17 protein-coding genes and 2 tRNA genes are annotated in these 17,089 nt (G+C 58.2%); 1 reads left to right on the top strand and 18 read right to left on the bottom strand.

Annotation, left to right across the window (positions count from 1 at the left end):
• Positions 1 to 125: 125 nt before the first annotated feature.
• From NL116_RS26515 to NL116_RS26465, 11 genes are all read right to left on the bottom strand, one after another.
• Entirely contained in the window at positions 126 to 3,038 is a 2,913-nt protein-coding gene (locus tag NL116_RS26515; RefSeq protein WP_494374716.1) for a DUF927 domain-containing protein, read from the bottom strand.
• Positions 3,035 to 3,325 carry a DUF3077 domain-containing protein gene (locus NL116_RS26510; RefSeq protein WP_494374715.1) on the bottom strand — a complete coding sequence of 97 codons (291 nt, stop codon included), beginning with the start codon at positions 3,323 to 3,325 and terminating at the stop codon, positions 3,035 to 3,037. The genes NL116_RS26515 and NL116_RS26510 overlap by 4 nt, the downstream gene beginning before the upstream one ends.
• Positions 3,322 to 3,486: a hypothetical protein gene (locus NL116_RS26505; RefSeq protein ID WP_494374714.1), complete on the bottom strand. Its 165-nt coding sequence runs from the start codon at positions 3,484 to 3,486 to the stop codon at positions 3,322 to 3,324. The genes NL116_RS26510 and NL116_RS26505 overlap by 4 nt, the downstream gene beginning before the upstream one ends.
• 374 nt (positions 3,487 to 3,860) lie before the next feature.
• Complete coding sequence (locus NL116_RS26500; RefSeq protein WP_494374713.1) at positions 3,861 to 4,199, bottom strand: hypothetical protein; 339 nt, start codon at positions 4,197 to 4,199, stop codon at positions 3,861 to 3,863.
• Positions 4,196 to 4,876 carry a hypothetical protein gene (locus NL116_RS26495; protein ID WP_494374712.1) on the bottom strand — a complete coding sequence of 227 codons (681 nt, stop codon included), beginning with the start codon at positions 4,874 to 4,876 and terminating at the stop codon, positions 4,196 to 4,198. Before NL116_RS26495 ends, NL116_RS26500 begins: the two co-directional genes overlap by 4 nt.
• Positions 4,873 to 5,064, bottom strand: a complete 192-nt coding sequence (locus NL116_RS26490; RefSeq protein ID WP_494378139.1) for a helix-turn-helix transcriptional regulator — start codon at positions 5,062 to 5,064, stop codon at positions 4,873 to 4,875. Before NL116_RS26490 ends, NL116_RS26495 begins: the two co-directional genes overlap by 4 nt.
• 146 nt (positions 5,065 to 5,210) lie before the next feature.
• On the bottom strand, positions 5,211 to 5,492 hold the full coding sequence (locus NL116_RS26485; RefSeq protein WP_494374711.1) for a helix-turn-helix domain-containing protein: 282 nt from the start codon (positions 5,490 to 5,492) through the stop codon (positions 5,211 to 5,213).
• A 64-nt stretch (positions 5,493 to 5,556) separates the two neighbouring features.
• Positions 5,557 to 6,249, bottom strand: coding sequence for a hypothetical protein (locus tag NL116_RS26480; RefSeq protein WP_494374710.1), 693 nt, complete (start codon positions 6,247 to 6,249; stop codon positions 5,557 to 5,559).
• A 335-nt stretch (positions 6,250 to 6,584) separates the two neighbouring features.
• Positions 6,585 to 7,826 (bottom strand): tyrosine-type recombinase/integrase, encoded by a 1,242-nt coding sequence (locus tag NL116_RS26475; protein ID WP_258694192.1) that lies wholly within the window; start codon positions 7,824 to 7,826, stop codon positions 6,585 to 6,587.
• 168 nt (positions 7,827 to 7,994) lie between these two features.
• Positions 7,995 to 8,071, bottom strand: a tRNA-Met gene (locus NL116_RS26470).
• A gap of 116 nt (positions 8,072 to 8,187) precedes the next feature.
• The gene (locus NL116_RS26465; RefSeq protein WP_494374709.1) at positions 8,188 to 10,242 is read right to left on the bottom strand and encodes a methyl-accepting chemotaxis protein; all 2,055 of its coding nucleotides are present in this window, start codon (positions 10,240 to 10,242) and stop codon (positions 8,188 to 8,190) included.
• A gap of 333 nt (positions 10,243 to 10,575) precedes the next feature.
• Between NL116_RS26465 and NL116_RS26460 the strand changes: the two genes are divergently transcribed.
• Positions 10,576 to 11,793, top strand: coding sequence for an MFS transporter (locus NL116_RS26460; protein ID WP_494374708.1), 1,218 nt, complete (start codon positions 10,576 to 10,578; stop codon positions 11,791 to 11,793).
• Positions 11,794 to 11,900: 107 nt separating this feature from the next.
• Here NL116_RS26460 and ychF read toward each other — a convergent pair whose 3' ends face one another.
• The 7 genes from ychF to lolB form a co-directional block, all read right to left on the bottom strand.
• A complete protein-coding gene (gene ychF, locus NL116_RS26455; protein ID WP_494374707.1) occupies positions 11,901 to 13,001 on the bottom strand; it encodes a redox-regulated ATPase YchF in 1,101 nt (366 codons plus the stop codon).
• 22 nt (positions 13,002 to 13,023) lie between these two features.
• A complete protein-coding gene (pth, locus tag NL116_RS26450; protein ID WP_046030136.1) occupies positions 13,024 to 13,608 on the bottom strand; it encodes an aminoacyl-tRNA hydrolase in 585 nt (194 codons plus the stop codon).
• Positions 13,609 to 13,776: 168 nt separating this feature from the next.
• Positions 13,777 to 14,376: a 50S ribosomal protein L25/general stress protein Ctc gene (locus tag NL116_RS26445; RefSeq protein ID WP_494374706.1), complete on the bottom strand. Its 600-nt coding sequence runs from the start codon at positions 14,374 to 14,376 to the stop codon at positions 13,777 to 13,779.
• Between the two features lie 141 nt (positions 14,377 to 14,517).
• A complete protein-coding gene (locus NL116_RS26440; RefSeq protein WP_003208392.1) occupies positions 14,518 to 15,459 on the bottom strand; it encodes a ribose-phosphate pyrophosphokinase in 942 nt (313 codons plus the stop codon).
• Between the two features lie 46 nt (positions 15,460 to 15,505).
• Positions 15,506 to 15,580 (bottom strand) — tRNA-Gln (locus NL116_RS26435).
• A gap of 36 nt (positions 15,581 to 15,616) precedes the next feature.
• The gene (gene ispE, locus NL116_RS26430; RefSeq protein WP_494374705.1) at positions 15,617 to 16,468 is read right to left on the bottom strand and encodes a 4-(cytidine 5'-diphospho)-2-C-methyl-D-erythritol kinase; all 852 of its coding nucleotides are present in this window, start codon (positions 16,466 to 16,468) and stop codon (positions 15,617 to 15,619) included.
• Positions 16,469 to 16,470: 2 nt separating this feature from the next.
• Positions 16,471 to 17,088, bottom strand: a complete 618-nt coding sequence (gene lolB / locus NL116_RS26425; protein WP_483842798.1) for a lipoprotein insertase outer membrane protein LolB — start codon at positions 17,086 to 17,088, stop codon at positions 16,471 to 16,473.
• Position 17,089: the final 1 nt, after the last annotated feature.

Genomic DNA, 17,089 nt, shown 5'->3' with positions numbered 1-17,089 from the left:
TTTTAAATAGTCATATGGTGTGTTTTGCTCAAACAACTACGTCGCCATATCAGGACGTAGTTGTTTGCTGCTATCGGCATTTATCGTATGGTTTCGTTTTTTATGCAAGCGAGCGCCCTCATCATTCAAGCCGCTGCTCGAAATGACTCGTCATCCTCCTGCGTTAATGCCCTTGCATTTACGACATAAGCGCGGCCTTTAGGCATGCCAGGTAAAGTCACGGACTGAGCGGCCTTGCCATCGGCGCTAGGCTCCAGAATCCCCCGTGCGACCAGCTCCCGGTTCACGTTGCGAAGGTTCATCCCCTTGAACACTTCATCGCGCCACGTGGTGCTAAGGAAATAGTAAGTCACAGAGGTATATAGGGTGTCGCCAAAGCCGTGTTCCATCGTTCGACGGAACCCAAGACGATCAGCGGTGCGCGGGGCGTGATCGTCTGTCTTCGCTGCGATGGCGTCCCAACGAGTGAACCGACTTTCACCGTAGCGTTCCACCATGCCGCGCAGCCTGGCAATAATCGCGTCACCTTCCAGATTGCCCGCGCCACCACGTTCAGCCAGCCAGGCGTCAAGGCACGCACGGGCGGCGGTCGTGGCGGTGCCGTCCGGCCAGCCTGTAACACCTAGCGCGGTGGCCAGTTCGCCAGCGGCAGCGGCCAACCCGAAGCGAGCGGCTGCGCGTTGTGCCTGGCCACTGGCGTTGGCAGGGAGCGCACGGCTAACTAAGCTTTCCAGCGTATGACGGAGTATCACCCGGAACCCTTCCAGCTTTCCGGGCTCACAGAGGGCCGACAGGAAAGCGACCAGCGGGGTGCCATAGTGTTTTCCCACTCTGGCCTTGAGGGCATCAGACAGGGCCGCTGCATCTTCAAAGCCATGCAGGGCCTCAAACAATCCCATCCCTTTCCCCGCGTCAGCCGGCACGGCCAGCAAGCGTACTTCCATACCGGCTTTCAGTTCCTTATGTGCCTCGGCCATGTGTTGCGCCAACGTCTTTTCCCCGGTCGAGAGAAACAACAAACGCCACTCTTGAACCTGTCGGCCCGCCTGGCCTCGGTCATTGGCACGAGCTTTCCCTGTACCGTTGCCCAGCATGTAAACCGTTTCGCCGATGATCCGAGGGTCACACATGCCAATTTCATCAAGCACCAGCAGCCCGTCCGAGTGGGCGGCGGCGATGGACTCCAGGGCATTGTCTGTCGAGCGCCAAGAACGCACCAAGCGTGGCCCGCCATACACCGAGGCAGCGACCTGCAAGTGTGTGGTCTTGCCGCCTGAGCTGTCGCCGTACAGATGGAAGCCGCCCGACTCTTGACCCAGCAAGTGCAGCAAGGGGCCAGCGAAGGCAACGCACGTGACAAAGGTCAACCGATTGTTCCCGACACAGAGCGCGCCAATCTGTTGTTGCCATTGCTCCAAGGTGCCTGACTGTTCTATTGGCGGCATCTGAGCTCCCGCCTCATAGAAGTGAAGGTGTTCCGCACTGGTGCCGACCTGCTCACCTGGCAACAGGTAGGCGTTTCCATGCCAGCCGAGGCGTGTAACCAAGCGTGCTCGTTCGGTGCTGTCGAAGCCTTGCAGGTAGCTTTGCAAATCGTTGCGGGCGTTCCGGCCTGAACGGCTCCCCGCCAGGCGAAGGCCCATGTCTACCAATGGCCCTAGCACGTCCTTGCCGAAGTCGCCCGCCATGCTGCGCTGGGGAATATTCCAGCGTTTCTTATCGTTGTCCGGGTCGTCAAACTCAACCAGCAATCCCCAGTTTTGGCCCTTGTCATCACGGGTGCGGGCCAGAATTTCCAAGCGAGAACACACCGGGCGTGCTTCACCATCGTCGCCAGCATAGAACACGCCCTCGGGTGTAAGTCGGAATCCGCCCGGCAAAGTTTCTGCTTTCGGTTTACGGAAGGGCTTGCGGTTGCTGGAGGGCTCGGCTTTTGTTGCCTTGGTGCTGGTGCTGGTGCTGGTGCTGGTGCTGGTGCTGGTCGCCGTTGGCGCCAGGGCGAACAGCTCCCCCGTGCGCTCCAGTTCGGCCAGGTGAGCAGGTGTCCAGCCCTTTGTTTGTGCGTCGGCGGCATCGTCGCCTTCGGCCCATTCACCACCTTCGGAGAAGGTAGGCCGCTCACCATCAAGGCCAGGACGTTTACTAAAAACGGTCAATGCCAGCATCCGAACAGAGCGCGCGCCTAGCTTGTGAAGGTGCTCGGCCAGTTCATCCATGCAACCAAGCCCCGGTGCGTCGTTATCAGGCCAGAGCAGCACGTCACGCCCGGTCAGCGGTCTAAAATCAGCTTTGCGCCAGGAGTTCGTGCCGTTGGGCCAGCAGGTAGCAACGTGCTCGGGAAGTAGCTGAGCGGCGGCGTCAGAGGACTTCTCGCCCTCGACCACGACGACAGGTGCGCTAGGGCGTTGCGCCAACTGATCGAGGTGTAACAGGGGGCGCGGATCTGGCAAGCCTTGCCAGCGCCACTGATGAGTGCCGGGCGTACCCTTGCACCAGGTCAGCGGCGCGAACACTTTTCGCGGGGTGCCGCTTTCATCTGGCCCCAGATCAAAGCGATAGAGCACCATCAGGGGAAGGGACTCGGCGCTTTTATAAATCCACACCTTTGACGGTGCCCCATGCTGACGATGCTTGGCCGGAACTTTGCGCATCGCTTCATCAGGGATCGGTAGCACCGGCACCCACTCGGGCGCCTTGGCTTTGCTGGAGGCGACTGGATCGGGGCCGCTACTCGCGGTCACGCTGAGGAAGTCCGCGAGCTTATTGCAGGCCTCTACGTCGGTGCCACCATCCAGATAGCGCACCAGGTCAATCAGGTCGCCACCTTTATCACCGGTTGCGAAGTCCGACCATGTGCCTTTGCTCAGGTTCACCTTGAACGATCCGGCGTGTTTGTCTGCGCGGGTTGGGTTTGGGGCGGTGTATTCCTTGCCGCCGTCTTCGCGTTTTCCGTTGGGCAGCCAGCGAGCCAATACCTGGTCAATGGCCCTCAGGGAGGCGGCTTTCACATCTGCGAAGCTGGGGCGCTTATTCTTCATTTGGCACCTTTGCTAGCGATAAAAACACTGGTCGTCACATCATCAACAAGGGCTTTAGCCATCTCATTCAAATAGTGTACGGCCCATAATGCGGCCCCCGGATCCTCCAGTTCGCAAGCGGCCATGACGGCTAGCTTGTTTGCGCAGTCCATCAGGCAAGACGCATGCTCTAAGGCATCACTGACAGGCACCTCAGGGTTTACTTTGAACAGACTCTGTCCATCAAGATTGCAGCCTGAGAAGCTTGTGACCCCGGCTGTTTCGGGTTCAGCTCTAAGCTGTTTCATTGCGCACCCCCGGCGATTTCCAAGGCTCGCGCCTTGCTCATGTGCTGGTTGTAGCGAGCCAGTCGAGTGGCTAGGCTCGAGTTTGCGTGAAGGGCAGACATAGCCATGGCCCGGTGCGCTGCGGCTCGACTGGAGTTGCTGGACGGTTTGAGGGCGTGCATGGGTGGAGCTCCTTCTTAAGTGGGAGCTGCCACGGTTCGTCGCCAAACGAATTAGGGTGGCAGCTGTGCGCAGGTTGGCGAACCGGGTAAGAAGGAACCCGGCAGACCCGAAGGTCTCCCGCGCACAGCCGCCATAGAGCGAAAATGCGGGCACAAAAAAAGCGCCTGCAATCGATATGGTGGCGCCTGTGCGCCTTCTTAAACTCGGGTCGCCAAACCCGGTCGCTGAATTTGCAGCGACGTGCAGAGAGTAGCGCGACGATTGATTGCGCGCAACCACAGACAAAGCTTGCGCTGCCGTTCGGCACGGCCTAAATTTAATCGACATATTGATTCACCTCTAACGCCTCCGGTTGCAGCCGGGGGCGTTTTCGTTAGTGCAGGGTGACAGGGCGAGTCAGAGACAACCAGCTCAGGTGCTGGCCTTCACGGGACTCTGAGCGCATGTGCTCCAGGGCGATGGGGTTAGCCAGCAGGTTGGGAATAAGCTGTTGCGCATCCTCGATCATTACACCCGCTGGCACCTCGACGGCCAGCAACACCCATTCCAATGTCGGCCAGGCCAACAGCAGAACATGGGCGCCTTCGGCAATCGCTCGGTCACGAAGGGCGCGCAGGCGTTCCCGCCCCTTGGCTGCCATCACTGGTAGGGCCGGAATAGCAGCGCCTTCGGGCTCATCAAGGACGTTATGAGGTAGGAATATCGGCATCATGCGGCCCCCTGCATCAGAGTTAACAATGGTGGGTCGCCAGCTTCGCCACGTAGCCAGGCGCCAATCCGTCGATCTTCTGCGTACTGGCGGGCATATTCGTCCTGCAGGAAGCTGCGCCGGGCCGCAACGTTTTCCAGTATATGTTTCGGCAATTCGTCGGTCGGCGTCTCCACTTGTAGGTCTTGCTCATTCCAAGGCCGTTCAATGGATTGCACTGTACGTGAGCAAAGGTCTTGGGCTGCGGCATAGCTGGCCTCCGCAGCTTGACGCTCGGCCTGCAAATCAGTCTCCATATAGGCGGCCCAGTTAGCTAAGTCATTGGCATAACCTGCTTCGAAATCAACCAGCCAGTACGTCACCCATTCACCAAGCCCTGTCGCGGTGAGGGCGTTTCGCTGCGCCTTCTTCATTGCGAACATGCCGGAGCCGACCACCGTGGCGAATTCACGCTGGATCGCATGGCGTTCTAACAGTGGCGGCAGTTCCCATGGATTGGCCTCAATGGGCAACACCAGGCCGTCAGGATTGAAAAAGAAGGCTTCACGCTCCCGACCATTCCAGCTCACTCCGGCAATGGTGCGCTGACGCCAGTTGTTTTGATTCGGTTGATACAGGTTGAAGCCGATGCGGTAGGCATCGAAGAAAGGGCCCTTGAACGGAGCGCGACGGTAAGTCATGCGGCCACCCCACGGGCGGCGATGCGCCCACGAATCCAGTTCTGCACCTCACTGAGTACGAATGCCACTGGGGCGCCACGGGCGGTGCTGTTGCTCAGTGGTACTGGTTTTGGAAAGCTTGGATCATCTTTCAAGCGTTTGTAGACAGTGGCGCGAGCTAGTCCCGTCAATGCCTCAAGTTCCGGCATGCGAATGAGCGTAGTCGCGGGATCGAACGCATGGGCAGGAGAGGCAGCTCCTATGCCGGAGTAGGTGCGCAACGGCTCGACGTTGGCTGGCAGACTGGAGGCAGCAGAGGATGCCGATGGCATCTGGTGTTGGCTTGTCTCAGGCATCACACCACCCCCGGCTGATTCGTCGTGGTGCGCGTGCACTGCCTATCTTGAAGCCATTGAGCCAGATCGTTGCGATGGTAGCGTATGCGGGCACCACAGCGAATGAAGGGCAGCGAATGCCGCCCCGTGCTGCGCCAGGTAGCCAGGGTTTTGGCGGACAGCCCCAACACCAATGCTGCTTGCTCTGGCGTGAGTAGATCGGCAGGGTTCAGAGTTACGTCAACGCTGGCTCGCGGGTGCTGCATCGCTGCCATGGGCGTTGTGAGTGGCTGGGATTGCATGTAGTGCCTCCGGGTTTGCTGTAAGTCCACGGGGCACACGTTATTTTTCCAGCCGGAAGCGTGCTTAGTTCACTTCCCTTTTTTTGCTCAAAGCAGGCACGACTCCGCCAACCCTTAGAATTGTTCTAACCTGTTTGGCGCTCAACCCCTCAGCGGCAGCGGTGTCGCTGATAATTCCTGCAAGGCTACGAAGTGCGCGACCTTCTGCAATTAGGCGTTTACCAGCGTCACAAATTGCCTTATCGCGGTCAGCGTTTTCTGCGCGCCGGGACTCTCCTGACTTAACACCACCTTTGACTTGAAGGGACAGCAGCGCCGCCTTGAGTGAGTCACTGCCTAGTGCCACCAATGTTGTCAGGTGCCAGCCCAGTGCATTCAACTCCGCTTCACTCAAAGGCCCGACGCTGGCCTTTTCTGCAAGATCATGCGCAGTTCGCGCCGCCATACGTTTGATACCTGCTCGCATAAGCGGCTGATCACCGGAATCAGGTAGCTGTTCATGACTTAAGTCACGCAGTACCCGGACAAACCCTGTGATAGGGAATGGCATCAAAGCTGGGTTTTTCAAAGCCGCTCTACGGAAGAACTCATCATCCTTCAAGCTCTCACCCATGAGATTGATTAACCATGGCAGATAGAATGGGGCGGGCTCGAAGCCCAATGGGGCATAGGGTGTGTTCAGGTAATCCCAGTGCCACCTAATCCCGTCGATCAGCACACCAATGTACTCAAGCTCGGGCAACAGGCTGTCGTCCATTTACGCCCCCTCGCCCCGGAGTCCACGCGCCAAGCCCGCGCTGTAACTCGCTGCCCAATGCTGGTGATGGTCGTGTGAACAGCGGCCTACAGGGGAGAGCTGGGGCTGTGTTGTGGTCTCGCTGGCACGAAGTATGTGCCGGTTGGGCCAGGCCACAGCGCCGGTTTGGTAGGTCGCTCGTTCGGAACACCATTGGTGATCTTGCAGCTTGGTGTTCCGGCTTTTTTCAATTGGTGTTCCATGGCTGTACGCCTTGTTTTGCGGGGCTTGCAGCGATTTAAGAACACGAAGAACACCTAGAACACCGGTTTTCTTAGGGGTATGAAAATGCATGTTTATACCGCCTTGCCGAATTGGCCTTGCACTACATTGCCCTTTTCCAGTCTTTCAAGGTGGTCGGCGTACCACTGCATCATCGTCGTGCGTTGAGCGAGGTATTGGGCCTTGTTATAGATCCCTCGTACACCAGGTGCTTTGTGGCTGAGTTGGGCCTCAATATGGTCGGCATCAAACTCGTGTTCGTTCAGGATGGTACTGGCGATATGACGGAAGCCGTGGCCGGTTTGTCGCCCCTCATATCCCAGACGACGCAGAGCCATCAGAAACACCGTATCGCTACGGGGTTTGGTGCGGTCGCTTCTTCCAGGGAACAGCAATGGGTAGGCGCCGGTCAGGATATGAAGTTCTTTCAATACGTCGACGACCTGACGGCTGAGCGGCACCAGGTGTTCAAGTCCTTTCTTGCGGCCCTTGCGCTCTACTGGGATTGTCCACAGCTTCTTATCAAGGTCGAATTCTTCCCAGCGAGCCTCTCGCAGTTCGCTGGGGCGGACAGCCATAAGGGTCAGCAGACGAAGGCCAAGCTGAACGTCCAGTGCGTGGGGGTATGAGCGAATAGCCCGGAGCAGGGCGGGCAACTCATCAATGCTAACGTGCGCGTAGTTCTCTGCCTTGCCGGATGCCAGAAACTTATGCACCCCTTCGAGCGGGTTGTTCACTGCTCTGCCTGTCACGCGGGCCAGGTCGTACACATCTTTGCAGTAGGCCCGCACTCTGCTCATCTGCTCAAGGATGCCCTGCCGTTCAAGACCACGTAACAGCTCCATCCACTCCATTGACAGAATGCCGGTGTAGAGCCGCTTGCCGAAGGTGGGGAACACGTGACGCTCCAAGGCTCCCATAACTCGTTTGGCGGTGCCAGCATCCCAAGAGTTGAGCCGAGAGGTGTGCCATTCCCGCGCCAGCGATTCAAAGGTGTTATTGCTGGCCGCCAGATCGGCAGCCTGACGGGCCTGTTTGGTTGCTATCGGATTCTTGCCCTCAGCCGCATCGGCGCGCAGTTCGGCAGCCTTCTGTCTGGCCAGCGCCCCACCGACCTCTGGATAACCACCTAGCCCAAGCCAACTCCACTTGCCTGCCGGCGTCTTGTAGCGCAGTTGCCAGGACTTCTGGCCGTCAGGCTTCACACGGAAATAAAGGCCGTTACCATCCTGCTCCCGGTACTCCTTGGTGTCGGGCTCCAGGCCCGCTAGGGCGGTATCAGACAGCGGGCGGCGCTTGATTTCGGAGCGCTTCATTGGCTTGTATCCCCTCGGTTCGATTTTTCATCAAGGATACACAGGGGGATACACGACGGGAAGGTATAGGGGTAGATAAGGAGATACAGCCAGAAACAAGAAAGCCCGCACTAGGCGGGCTTCTTGAGATTGTTTATAGACTCATGGAGACATCTGTAAACAGGTACTTGGTGGCTACACAGGGACTTGAACCCCGGACCCCAGCATTATGAATGCTATGCTCTAACCAACTGAGCTATGTAGCCAAGTGGCGCGCATTATTGGCTTGGAACGATGATGTGTCAAGCGTAAATCTAAAATATTTCTCTACGCTTTCAACTGCTTATCCTCCTGACCCGAAAAATCGGGCCGGAGGAGGGCATCAACTGAGCTGAAATCTCCCGGTATTCGCGCTCAGGGCCTTGCTGCCCTGGCTCAAGGTGTCTGCTGCCAGGTTCACCGCCCGCGCGCCTTCCAGCAACCTGACCGCCGCTTGATCGACCTGCTGAATGTTGCCGCTGACTTCATCGGCGGTGCTGGCCTGTTCTTCCACGGCGGTCGCGATGTGCGCCAGGGTGTCGGTCACGCCTTGCACCGCGAGGGCAATTTCCCCCAGGCGTTCGCCCAGGCCGGTGACGCATTGAGCGTCACTTTGTGCCTGACTACACGCCGCTTCCATCAGGCTGACCGCCTCATTCACGGTGTTGCGCAGGCTGTCGACCGTGCCGGCAATTTGCGCGGTGGAGGATTGGGTGCGTTGCGACAGGCTGCGCACTTCATCGGCCACCACGGCAAAACCGCGGCCTTGTTCGCCGGCACGAGCAGCCTCGATAGCAGCATTGAGCGCCAACAGGTTGGTTTGCTCGGCGACCCCGCGAATGGTGTCGACCACCAGCTGAATCTGTTGCCCTTGCTCACTGACCCGGCCCAGTGCCGCGGCCGTGTCGTTCAAGCGCTGATTGAGCTGCTGAATGCTTGCCGTAGTGCGCTGACTGTCTCGGCTGCTGTCGGCGGCAATACGTTGGGTGTGCTGAGCGCTGCCTGAGGCCTGTTCGCAACTCTGGGCGACCCCTTGAGAAGTCGCCGCCAGTTGTGTGGCCGCCGCGGCGATCTGGCTGATTTGCAATTGCTGTGCTTCGACTTCACCGAGTGCGCCACTGGAATGATGGTTGAGCGTGCGCACCGCGTTGCTCACCTGCAAGGTTTCGTGATCGACCCCCTGCAAGCTGTTGCGCAATTGCACCACAGCGACGTTCAGGGCGGTGCTGATGGCCGCCAATTCGTCACGGCCCTGTACAGGCGCTTGCAGGCTCAGATTGCCGTCACGCAGCGCCTCGGCCAGCAGCGTGATGCCGCTGGCGCTGCGCCGGATCGAGGCTTGCAGGCAAATGAACAGGTACAGCGCGGCCAGCAGGAGGCAGCCAAAAATTGTCGCCACCAGAATGAATTGGCGAATTGCCGAGTCGTGGTAGTAATCCAGACGCTGATCCAGCGACATCAACGATTGCTGGCGCAGAGTTGCAAGGTCCGAGAGCAAAGCGTCGAGGTTGCGTTCGAATTCTTCCGGCTTGAGGCTGATGCTGCCGCCAAACACGCCGTCATCCAGCACCTTCAGGCTCGCGTCGAGGTGTTTGAGGTTGTCATGGTATTGCCCGGCCCAACTTTGCAAAGCGCTGGGCAGTCGCGCTTCCAGGAGCGTGGCGGTTTTCACCAGTTGCTCGCGGGCATCGCCGATACGGCCGCGCAAGTCACGCAGTTGCAGGCGGCTTTGCAGGGTGAACTGGCCCGACACCACGGACGCTTGGCCGACAGCGGCCAGGCGGCCGACCCGTTCGATCAGGTCTGGAGCGTGCTGGGTGGATATCTGCGTCAGCAGATAGGTTTCCAGCCACGGTGCGAGCGTCAGGCGATTGTCCATGGCGATCTGTTCGCGCAGGGCTTGCAGGGCGCTCAAGGCGTTGGTGAAACGGTCGTAACCGTCCGGCCACCAGCCGACGCCGCTGAGGCTTTTCGAATCCAGGCCATTGAGGGCAGTTTGCAGGGCTTGATAGCGGGCCAGCGTTTCGCCCTCGGCGCCTTCGACTTTCAACGCGTTGCCGAGGTCTGAGGTGGCTTGCGCGACGGCAGGCTGCACCGCATCAAATGCGCCCATGGCAGCGAGGGTCGCGGGCGTTGGCTGACGATTGGTTTCCGTGGCGCGCCAGCGAGCCGCGCGATCACGCTGGGCGGCGAGCAGGTTATCCAGAGCATCCAGAGCAAGCAGCTGCCGGACCCCTGCACGTTCGCCGGAGATGAGGCTGAGTTTGGCGCGATAATCCTGACCGATCATTAACAGGCTGCCGGCCAGCGGCAGGATAAACAGCAGGAACAACAGCTGAAATTTTCGTGCGAAGCCAAAACGCCCCAGCAACCCGATCCCCGGTGATAAAAACGACATGCCCCATGACTCCTCTGGACACCACGCACCATCGGCGTGCGTCGAGGTCGTTGCGACCGCGACTCGTGCCCTTTTAAAAGGCCTCGAAAGTTCACCCTCGCCGGCTCTGTAGGCCGACTCTGTAGCGAAACTTCCCATTCTCGGTCCCCTTTGTAAGAGGCCCGCGTTGAAGGTGTTAAACAAGGCAAGATTCAGACCATGGCGTTGCGCTATCACCTCTCGGGCGATGAAAGATTAGTTCGTTAGCTGGCTAAGGGGATGGCGCTCTCGCACCGAAAAATGGCACATTGACGCACTTGCCCGCGTGCACCCATCTGCTGTACGGAAATATTCATGGCTATCAGCAACGCTCAGACCGGCGCGACGTCGGCACCCGCGACCCCACAAAGCAGCCCGTTGGTCATGCGCATCATTGGCGCAGTGGCGCTGGCGCACCTTATCAATGACCTGATCCAGTCAGTGCTGCCGTCGATTTATCCGATGCTCAAGGCCAACTATGGCCTGACCTTTACCCAGGTCGGCTTGATCACGCTGACCTTTCAGCTGACCGCTTCGCTGTTGCAGCCGTGGGTCGGTTACTACACCGACAGGCACCCAAAACCCTGGCTGCTTCCCGCCGGGACGGTGTGCACGCTGATCGGCATTGTGATGATGTCGATGGTCGGCACCTTTCCGTTGATTCTGTTGGCGGCGGGGCTGATTGGCATCGGCTCGTCGACCTTTCACCCGGAGGCTTCTCGCGTGGCGCGACTGGCATCGGGTGGACGATTTGGTCTGGCGCAATCAACCTTTCAGGTCGGCGGTAATGCCGGGTCGGCGTTCGGTCCGTTGCTCGCGGCTGCGATCATCATCCCGTACGGTCAGGGGAATGTGGCCTGGTTCGGGCTCTTCGCCGTGTTCGCGCTGTTCGTGCTCTACCGGATCAGCCGCTGGTACGCCAATCACTTGAACCTGTTCAAGCTCAAACAAGGCCAGGCGGCGACTCACGGTTTGTCGAAGGGCAGGGTGATCAGTGCCTTGGTGGTGCTGGGTTTGCTGGTGTTCTCCAAGTACTTCTACATGTCCAGCCTCACCAGTTACTTCACGTTCTACCTGATCGAGAAGTTCGACCTGTCTGTGGCCAGTTCGCAGTTGCACCTGTTCCTGTTTCTGGGGGCGGTTGCGGCGGGGACCTTCTTCGGTGGACCGATCGGCGACAAGATCGGGCGTAAGGCGGTGATCTGGTTCTCGATCCTCGGTGTCGCGCCGTTCACGTTGCTGCTGCCGCACGTCGACTTGTTCTGGACCAGTGTCCTGAGCGTGATTATCGGCTTCATCCTCGCCTCGGCGTTTTCGGCGATTGTGGTGTACGCGCAGGAGTTGGTACCGGGGAATGTCGGGATGATTGCCGGGGTGTTCTTTGGCTTGATGTTCGGTTTTGGCGGGATTGGTGCGGCGCTGCTGGGCCATCTGGCGGATGTGCATGGCATTGAATACGTGTACTTCCTGTGCTCTTTCCTGCCGCTGTTGGGTGTGTTGGCAATCTTCCTGCCAAGAACCAAAAAGGCCTGATCCAACACTCCTACAGTAGTTTTTTGGTGTGACGAGGGATTATTTCAGGCACAAAAAAGCCGCGTCTAAACGCGGCTTTTTCTTGGGCGGGTGCTTCGTCAAATAACTTAGACGTTGAAACGGAAGTGCATTACGTCGCCGTCTTTAACGATGTAATCCTTGCCTTCCAGACGCCATTTTCCGGCTTCTTTGGTGCCGGCTTCGCCTTTGTACTGGATGAAGTCGTCGTACGCGATCACTTCGGCGCGGATGAAGCCTTTTTCGAAGTCGGTGTGGATCACGCCAGCGGCTTGTGGTGCGGTGGCACCGACACGCACGGTCCAGGCGCGGACTTCTTCAACACCGGCGGTGAAGTAGGTCTGCAGGTGCAGCATCTCGTAGCCAGCACGGATCACGCGATTCAGGCCAGGCTCTTCGAGGCCCAGGGCTTCGAGGAACATGTCTTTCTCTTCACCGTCTTCGAGTTCGGCGATTTCGGCTTCGATCTTGTTACAGACCGGAACCACCATGGCGCCTTCTTCTTCGGCGATGGCCATGACGATGTCCAGCAGCGGGTTGTTCTCGAAACCGTCTTCAGCAACGTTGGCGATGTACATGACCGGCTTGGTGGTCAGCAAGTGGAAGCCACGAATCACGGCCTTGTCGTCGGCGCCCATGTTCTTCATCAGCGTGCGCGCAGGCTTGCCGAGGGTGAAGTGAGCGATCAATTGCTCGAGCAGGCCTTTCTGGACCACGGCGTCCTTGTCGCCACCCTTGGCGTTGCGAGCGACTTTCTGCAGTTGCTTTTCGCAGCTGTCGAGGTCGGCGAAGATCAGTTCCAGGTCGATGATCTCGATGTCGCGCTTCGGGTCGACGCTGTTGGAGACGTGAATCACGTTCTCGTCTTCAAAGCAGCGGACCACGTGTGCGATGGCATCGGTTTCACGGATGTTGGCGAGGAACTTGTTGCCCAGGCCTTCACCTTTCGAAGCGCCGGCTACCAGGCCTGCGATGTCGACGAATTCCATGGTGGTCGGCAGGATGCGCTTTGGGTTGACGATGGCCGCCAGGGCATCCAGACGCGGGTCCGGCATCGGCACGATACCGGTGTTCGGCTCGATGGTGCAGAAGGGGAAGTTCTCCGCCGCGATCCCGGATTTGGTCAGGGCGTTGAACAGGGTGGACTTGCCGACGTTAGGCAGGCCGACGATGCCGCAATTGAATCCCATGGTGTTTCCCCTCGGAGTAGAGTCAGGCCTTCTGGCTGTGCAGGTTTTTCATCGCGCGGTTCCATTCCCCGGCGAGGATATCCGGCAGCACGCCGAGGGCAAAGTCGATGCTGGCATCGAGTTTTTCCTGTTCGGCGCGTGGCGCACGACCCAGGACGAAATTTGAAACCATACTGGCAACGCCCGGGTGGCCAATGCCAAGCCGCAAGCGGTGAAAGGTATTCTGATTGCCCAGTTGCGCAATGATGTCGCGCAACCCGTTGTGACCGCCATGGCCGCCGCCCTGCTTGAGCTTGGCAACGCCCGGAGGCAGATCGAGTTCGTCGTGCGCCACAAGGATTTCTTCGGGCTTGATGCGGAAGAAACCCGCCAGAGCTGCGACGGCCTGGCCGCTACGGTTCATGTACGTGGTGGGAATCAGCAGACGAACATCCTGACCCTGATGCGAATAGCGCCCGGTCAGGCCAAAATATTTGCGATCGGCGACAAGGTTGACCCCTTGTGCGTTCGCGATGCGCTCAACAAAAAGGGCCCCTGCGTTATGCCGGGTCTGTTCGTATTCAGCGCCTGGATTTCCCAGGCCAACGATCAGTTTAATGGCAGTCACGATAGGGGCCCTTCCTTGGAGTGGTGGATGACATCGCCGCAATCAGTGTGTGCGGCGAAAGTGGACGAAAATTGCTCATTTACCATTATGTAAACTCCGCGTTCTCGCCCGCTTTCTCGCTACGTTCCAGTCCGCGATGTTCCAATCACTCCGGCGTACAGAGTGAAATTACTCTGCAGCGCCTTCTGCAGCTTCTGGAGCAACACGTGGAGCGTGAACGTTGGCAACAGCCAGGTCGTTACCGTGAGCCAGAGCAACAAATTCAACGCCTTTAGGGGCGGTGATGTCGGACAGGTGAATGATCGAGCCGACTTCGGCGTTAGCCAGGTCAACTTCGATGAATTCAGGCAGGTCTTTTGGCAGGCAGGTCACTTCGATTTCAGCAACAACGTGCGAGATCTCGCCGCCTTTCTTCACTGGAGCAGCTTCGTTGACGAAGTGCACTGGAACGATAGCGGTCAGCTTTTGGCCGGCTACTACACGTACGAAGTCAGCGTGCAACACGTGGCCTTTGGCCGGGTGACGCTGCAGAGCCTTGATGATTACGTTTTGCTTGGTGCCACCAACGTTCAGCTCGATGATGTGGCTGTAAGCCGCTTCGTTTTCGAGCAGTTTGGCAACTTCTTTAGCCAGCATGCTGATGGATTCAGGGGCTTTTTCGCCACCGTAAACTACAGCGGGTACCAGGCTTGCGAGACGACGCAGGCGGCGGCTCGCACCTTTCCCCAGGTCGGAACGCACTTCAGCATTCAGAGTAAAATCGTTCATGTTGTATCTCCAAAATAACCACATTCGCCCCAGCGTTTGCGACCAGCGCTAAAGGCGATATGGGCAAAAAAGCCCCGCCCCGACAGGAATGCCGGGGCGGGGCGCTTTTCGTCAACGAGACATTCGAGAAGGGCAGGGCCCTTAGCGGAACATCGCGCTGATCGATTCTTCATTGCTGATGCGGCGGACCGCCTCGGCAACTACCGGCGCGATATCCAGTTGACGGATACGCGAGCAGGCTTGTGCAGCAGCGGACAACGGGATGGTGTTAGTCACCACCAGTTCGTCCAGCATGGAATTTTCGATGTTTTCGATCGCCCGACCGGACAGCACAGGGTGTGTGCAGTAGGCGAAAACCTTGGCAGCGCCATGCTCTTTCAAAGCCTTTGCCGCGTGGCACAGGGTGCCGGCGGTATCGACCATGTCATCGACCAGAATACAGGTACGCCCTTCGACATCACCGATGATATGCATCACTTCAGAGTGATTGGCTTTCTCACGGCGTTTGTCGATGATCCCGAGATCCACGCCCAGGGATTTGGCAACAGCACGTGCACGCACGACGCCACCAATGTCCGGGGACACGATCATCAGGTTTTCGAAGCGCTGATCTTCAATGTCATCCACCAATACAGGGGAGCCGTAGATGTTATCTACCGGAATATCGAAGAAACCCTGGATTTGGTCAGCATGCAGATCAACCGTGAGAACACGGTCGATGCCGACTACGGTAAGCATGTCAGCAACGACTTTCGCGCTGATAGCCACACGTGCGGAACGCGGACGGCGATCCTGACGGGCATAACCAAAGTAAGGAATAACAGCAGTGATACGAGTAGCCGAGGAGCGGCGGAAGGCGTCAGCCATCACTACCAGTTCCATCAGGTTATCGTTGGTCGGAGCGCAAGTCGGCTGAATAATGAAGACATCTTTACCGCGGACGTTTTCATTGATCTCGGCTGTAATTTCGCCGTCGGAAAACTTACCGACAGAAATGTCACCGAGAGGGATATGCAGCTGACGTACGACACGCCGAGCCAGATCGGGGTTGGCGTTCCCCGTAAAGACCATCATCTTGGACACGCGCAGTACCTGAAGGCTGAGGGTAACCTGGATGAGTATAGGAAAATGGCAGGGGCGGCTGGATTCGAACCAACGCATGGCAGGATCAAAACCTGCTGCCTTACCGCTTGGCGACGCCCCTGTATCTGTTGCAACGATTACCCAGTAATCGGTTCTTTTAGAGCAGACTTCGCAGCTTGCGATGCAACATCGAAACGTTGCTTCCTTTTGCTACAAACCCTGTAAGGGTCTCTGTAAGAAGGGCCGAGACTTTATCAGCTTCAGCTTTGCTTGGGAAGCCCCCAAACACACAACTTCCAGTGCCGGTAAGTTTTGCCTCGGTAAATTTACCTAACAAATTCAATGCGTTACGTACCTCTGGATAACGCCTTGCTACTACCGGCAAGCAGTCATTACGACTGTTTCCCTTGGGAACGGGGCGCACTTTAATGGGAGGAGAGTTACGTGTCAACAGCGGATCGGAAAAAATTTCTGCTGTACTTACAGATACTTGCGGTACCAGCACGACATACCACGGTTCTTCGGGGTCTACGGGGGTCAGTTTCTCCCCTACGCCTTCGGCAAAAGCGGCGTGGCCACGCACGAAAACCGGAACGTCGGCGCCCAGCTTCAGGCCCAGCGCAGCCAGTCGATCCTCGTCCCAGCCCAGTTGCCACAGATGATTCAGGCCCAGCAACGTGGTCGCGGCATTGGAACTGCCGCCGCCGATGCCGCCGCCCATGGGCAGGATTTTTTCGATCCAGATATCGATGCCGAGCGCACAGCCGGATTGTTCCTGAAGTTGCTTCGCAGCCTTGACGATCAGATTGCTGTCGTGGGGAACGCCGTCGAATTCGGTGTGCAAGCGGATCACGCCGTCGTCGCGCACGGCGAAGGTAATTTCATCGCCGTAATCGAGGAACTGGAAAATCGTCTGCAGCTCGTGATAACCGTCTTCACGGCGACCGAGGATGTGCAGCATCAGATTGAGTTTGGCCGGGGAAGGTAACGTCAAGCGGGGTACGGTCATGTTCACTGCCCCAGCTTGCGTGGTTGCCATTCCTTGATCACCAGCGTGACGTCAAGGTCGGTGCCGTGCAGCTTGATCTTTTCAGGCAGCCAGAAACCGTTTTGTTGCGTGTAACTGGTGTATTCGACTTGCCAGCCGTCCTGTTCCAGGCTGGCCAGGCGGCTGTCGGCATCCAGGTTCAGCTTGCTTTTGCTGTCCGGCGCCGGAAGCCCGCGGACCCACCAGGCCAAGTTGGACACCGGCAATTTCCAGCCCAGTTGTTCTTCCAGCAGGACTTCCGGGTTCGGTGCGTCAAAGCGCCCCTGATTGGCCACTTCCAGCGAGACCTTGCCAGGTCGGCCGGTCAGGCGCGCGGCGCCGCGACCCAGCGGGCCGGACAGGCGGATATCGTAGTAATCCTGACGTTGCAGCCAGAACAGGGTGCCGCTGCCCGAATCCTTGGGGGCGCGGATGCCGATCTTGCCGTTGATCTGCCAACCATCGAGGGCGGTCAATTGCTGTTTGTGTTCACGCCATTGGGCCGGGTTGCCGTGACCTTCGACGGATTCGCGAGCACCGAAGCCCGCACAACCGGCGAGCAGGGCGATAAAGCTGAAAACGATGATGTGGCGCAAAAACATA

This window comes from Pseudomonas sp. FBCC-B1667, assembly GCF_059133255.1.
Note: the sequence above shows the minus strand (reverse complement) of the source record. Positions and strands in the feature narration are given on the sequence as shown.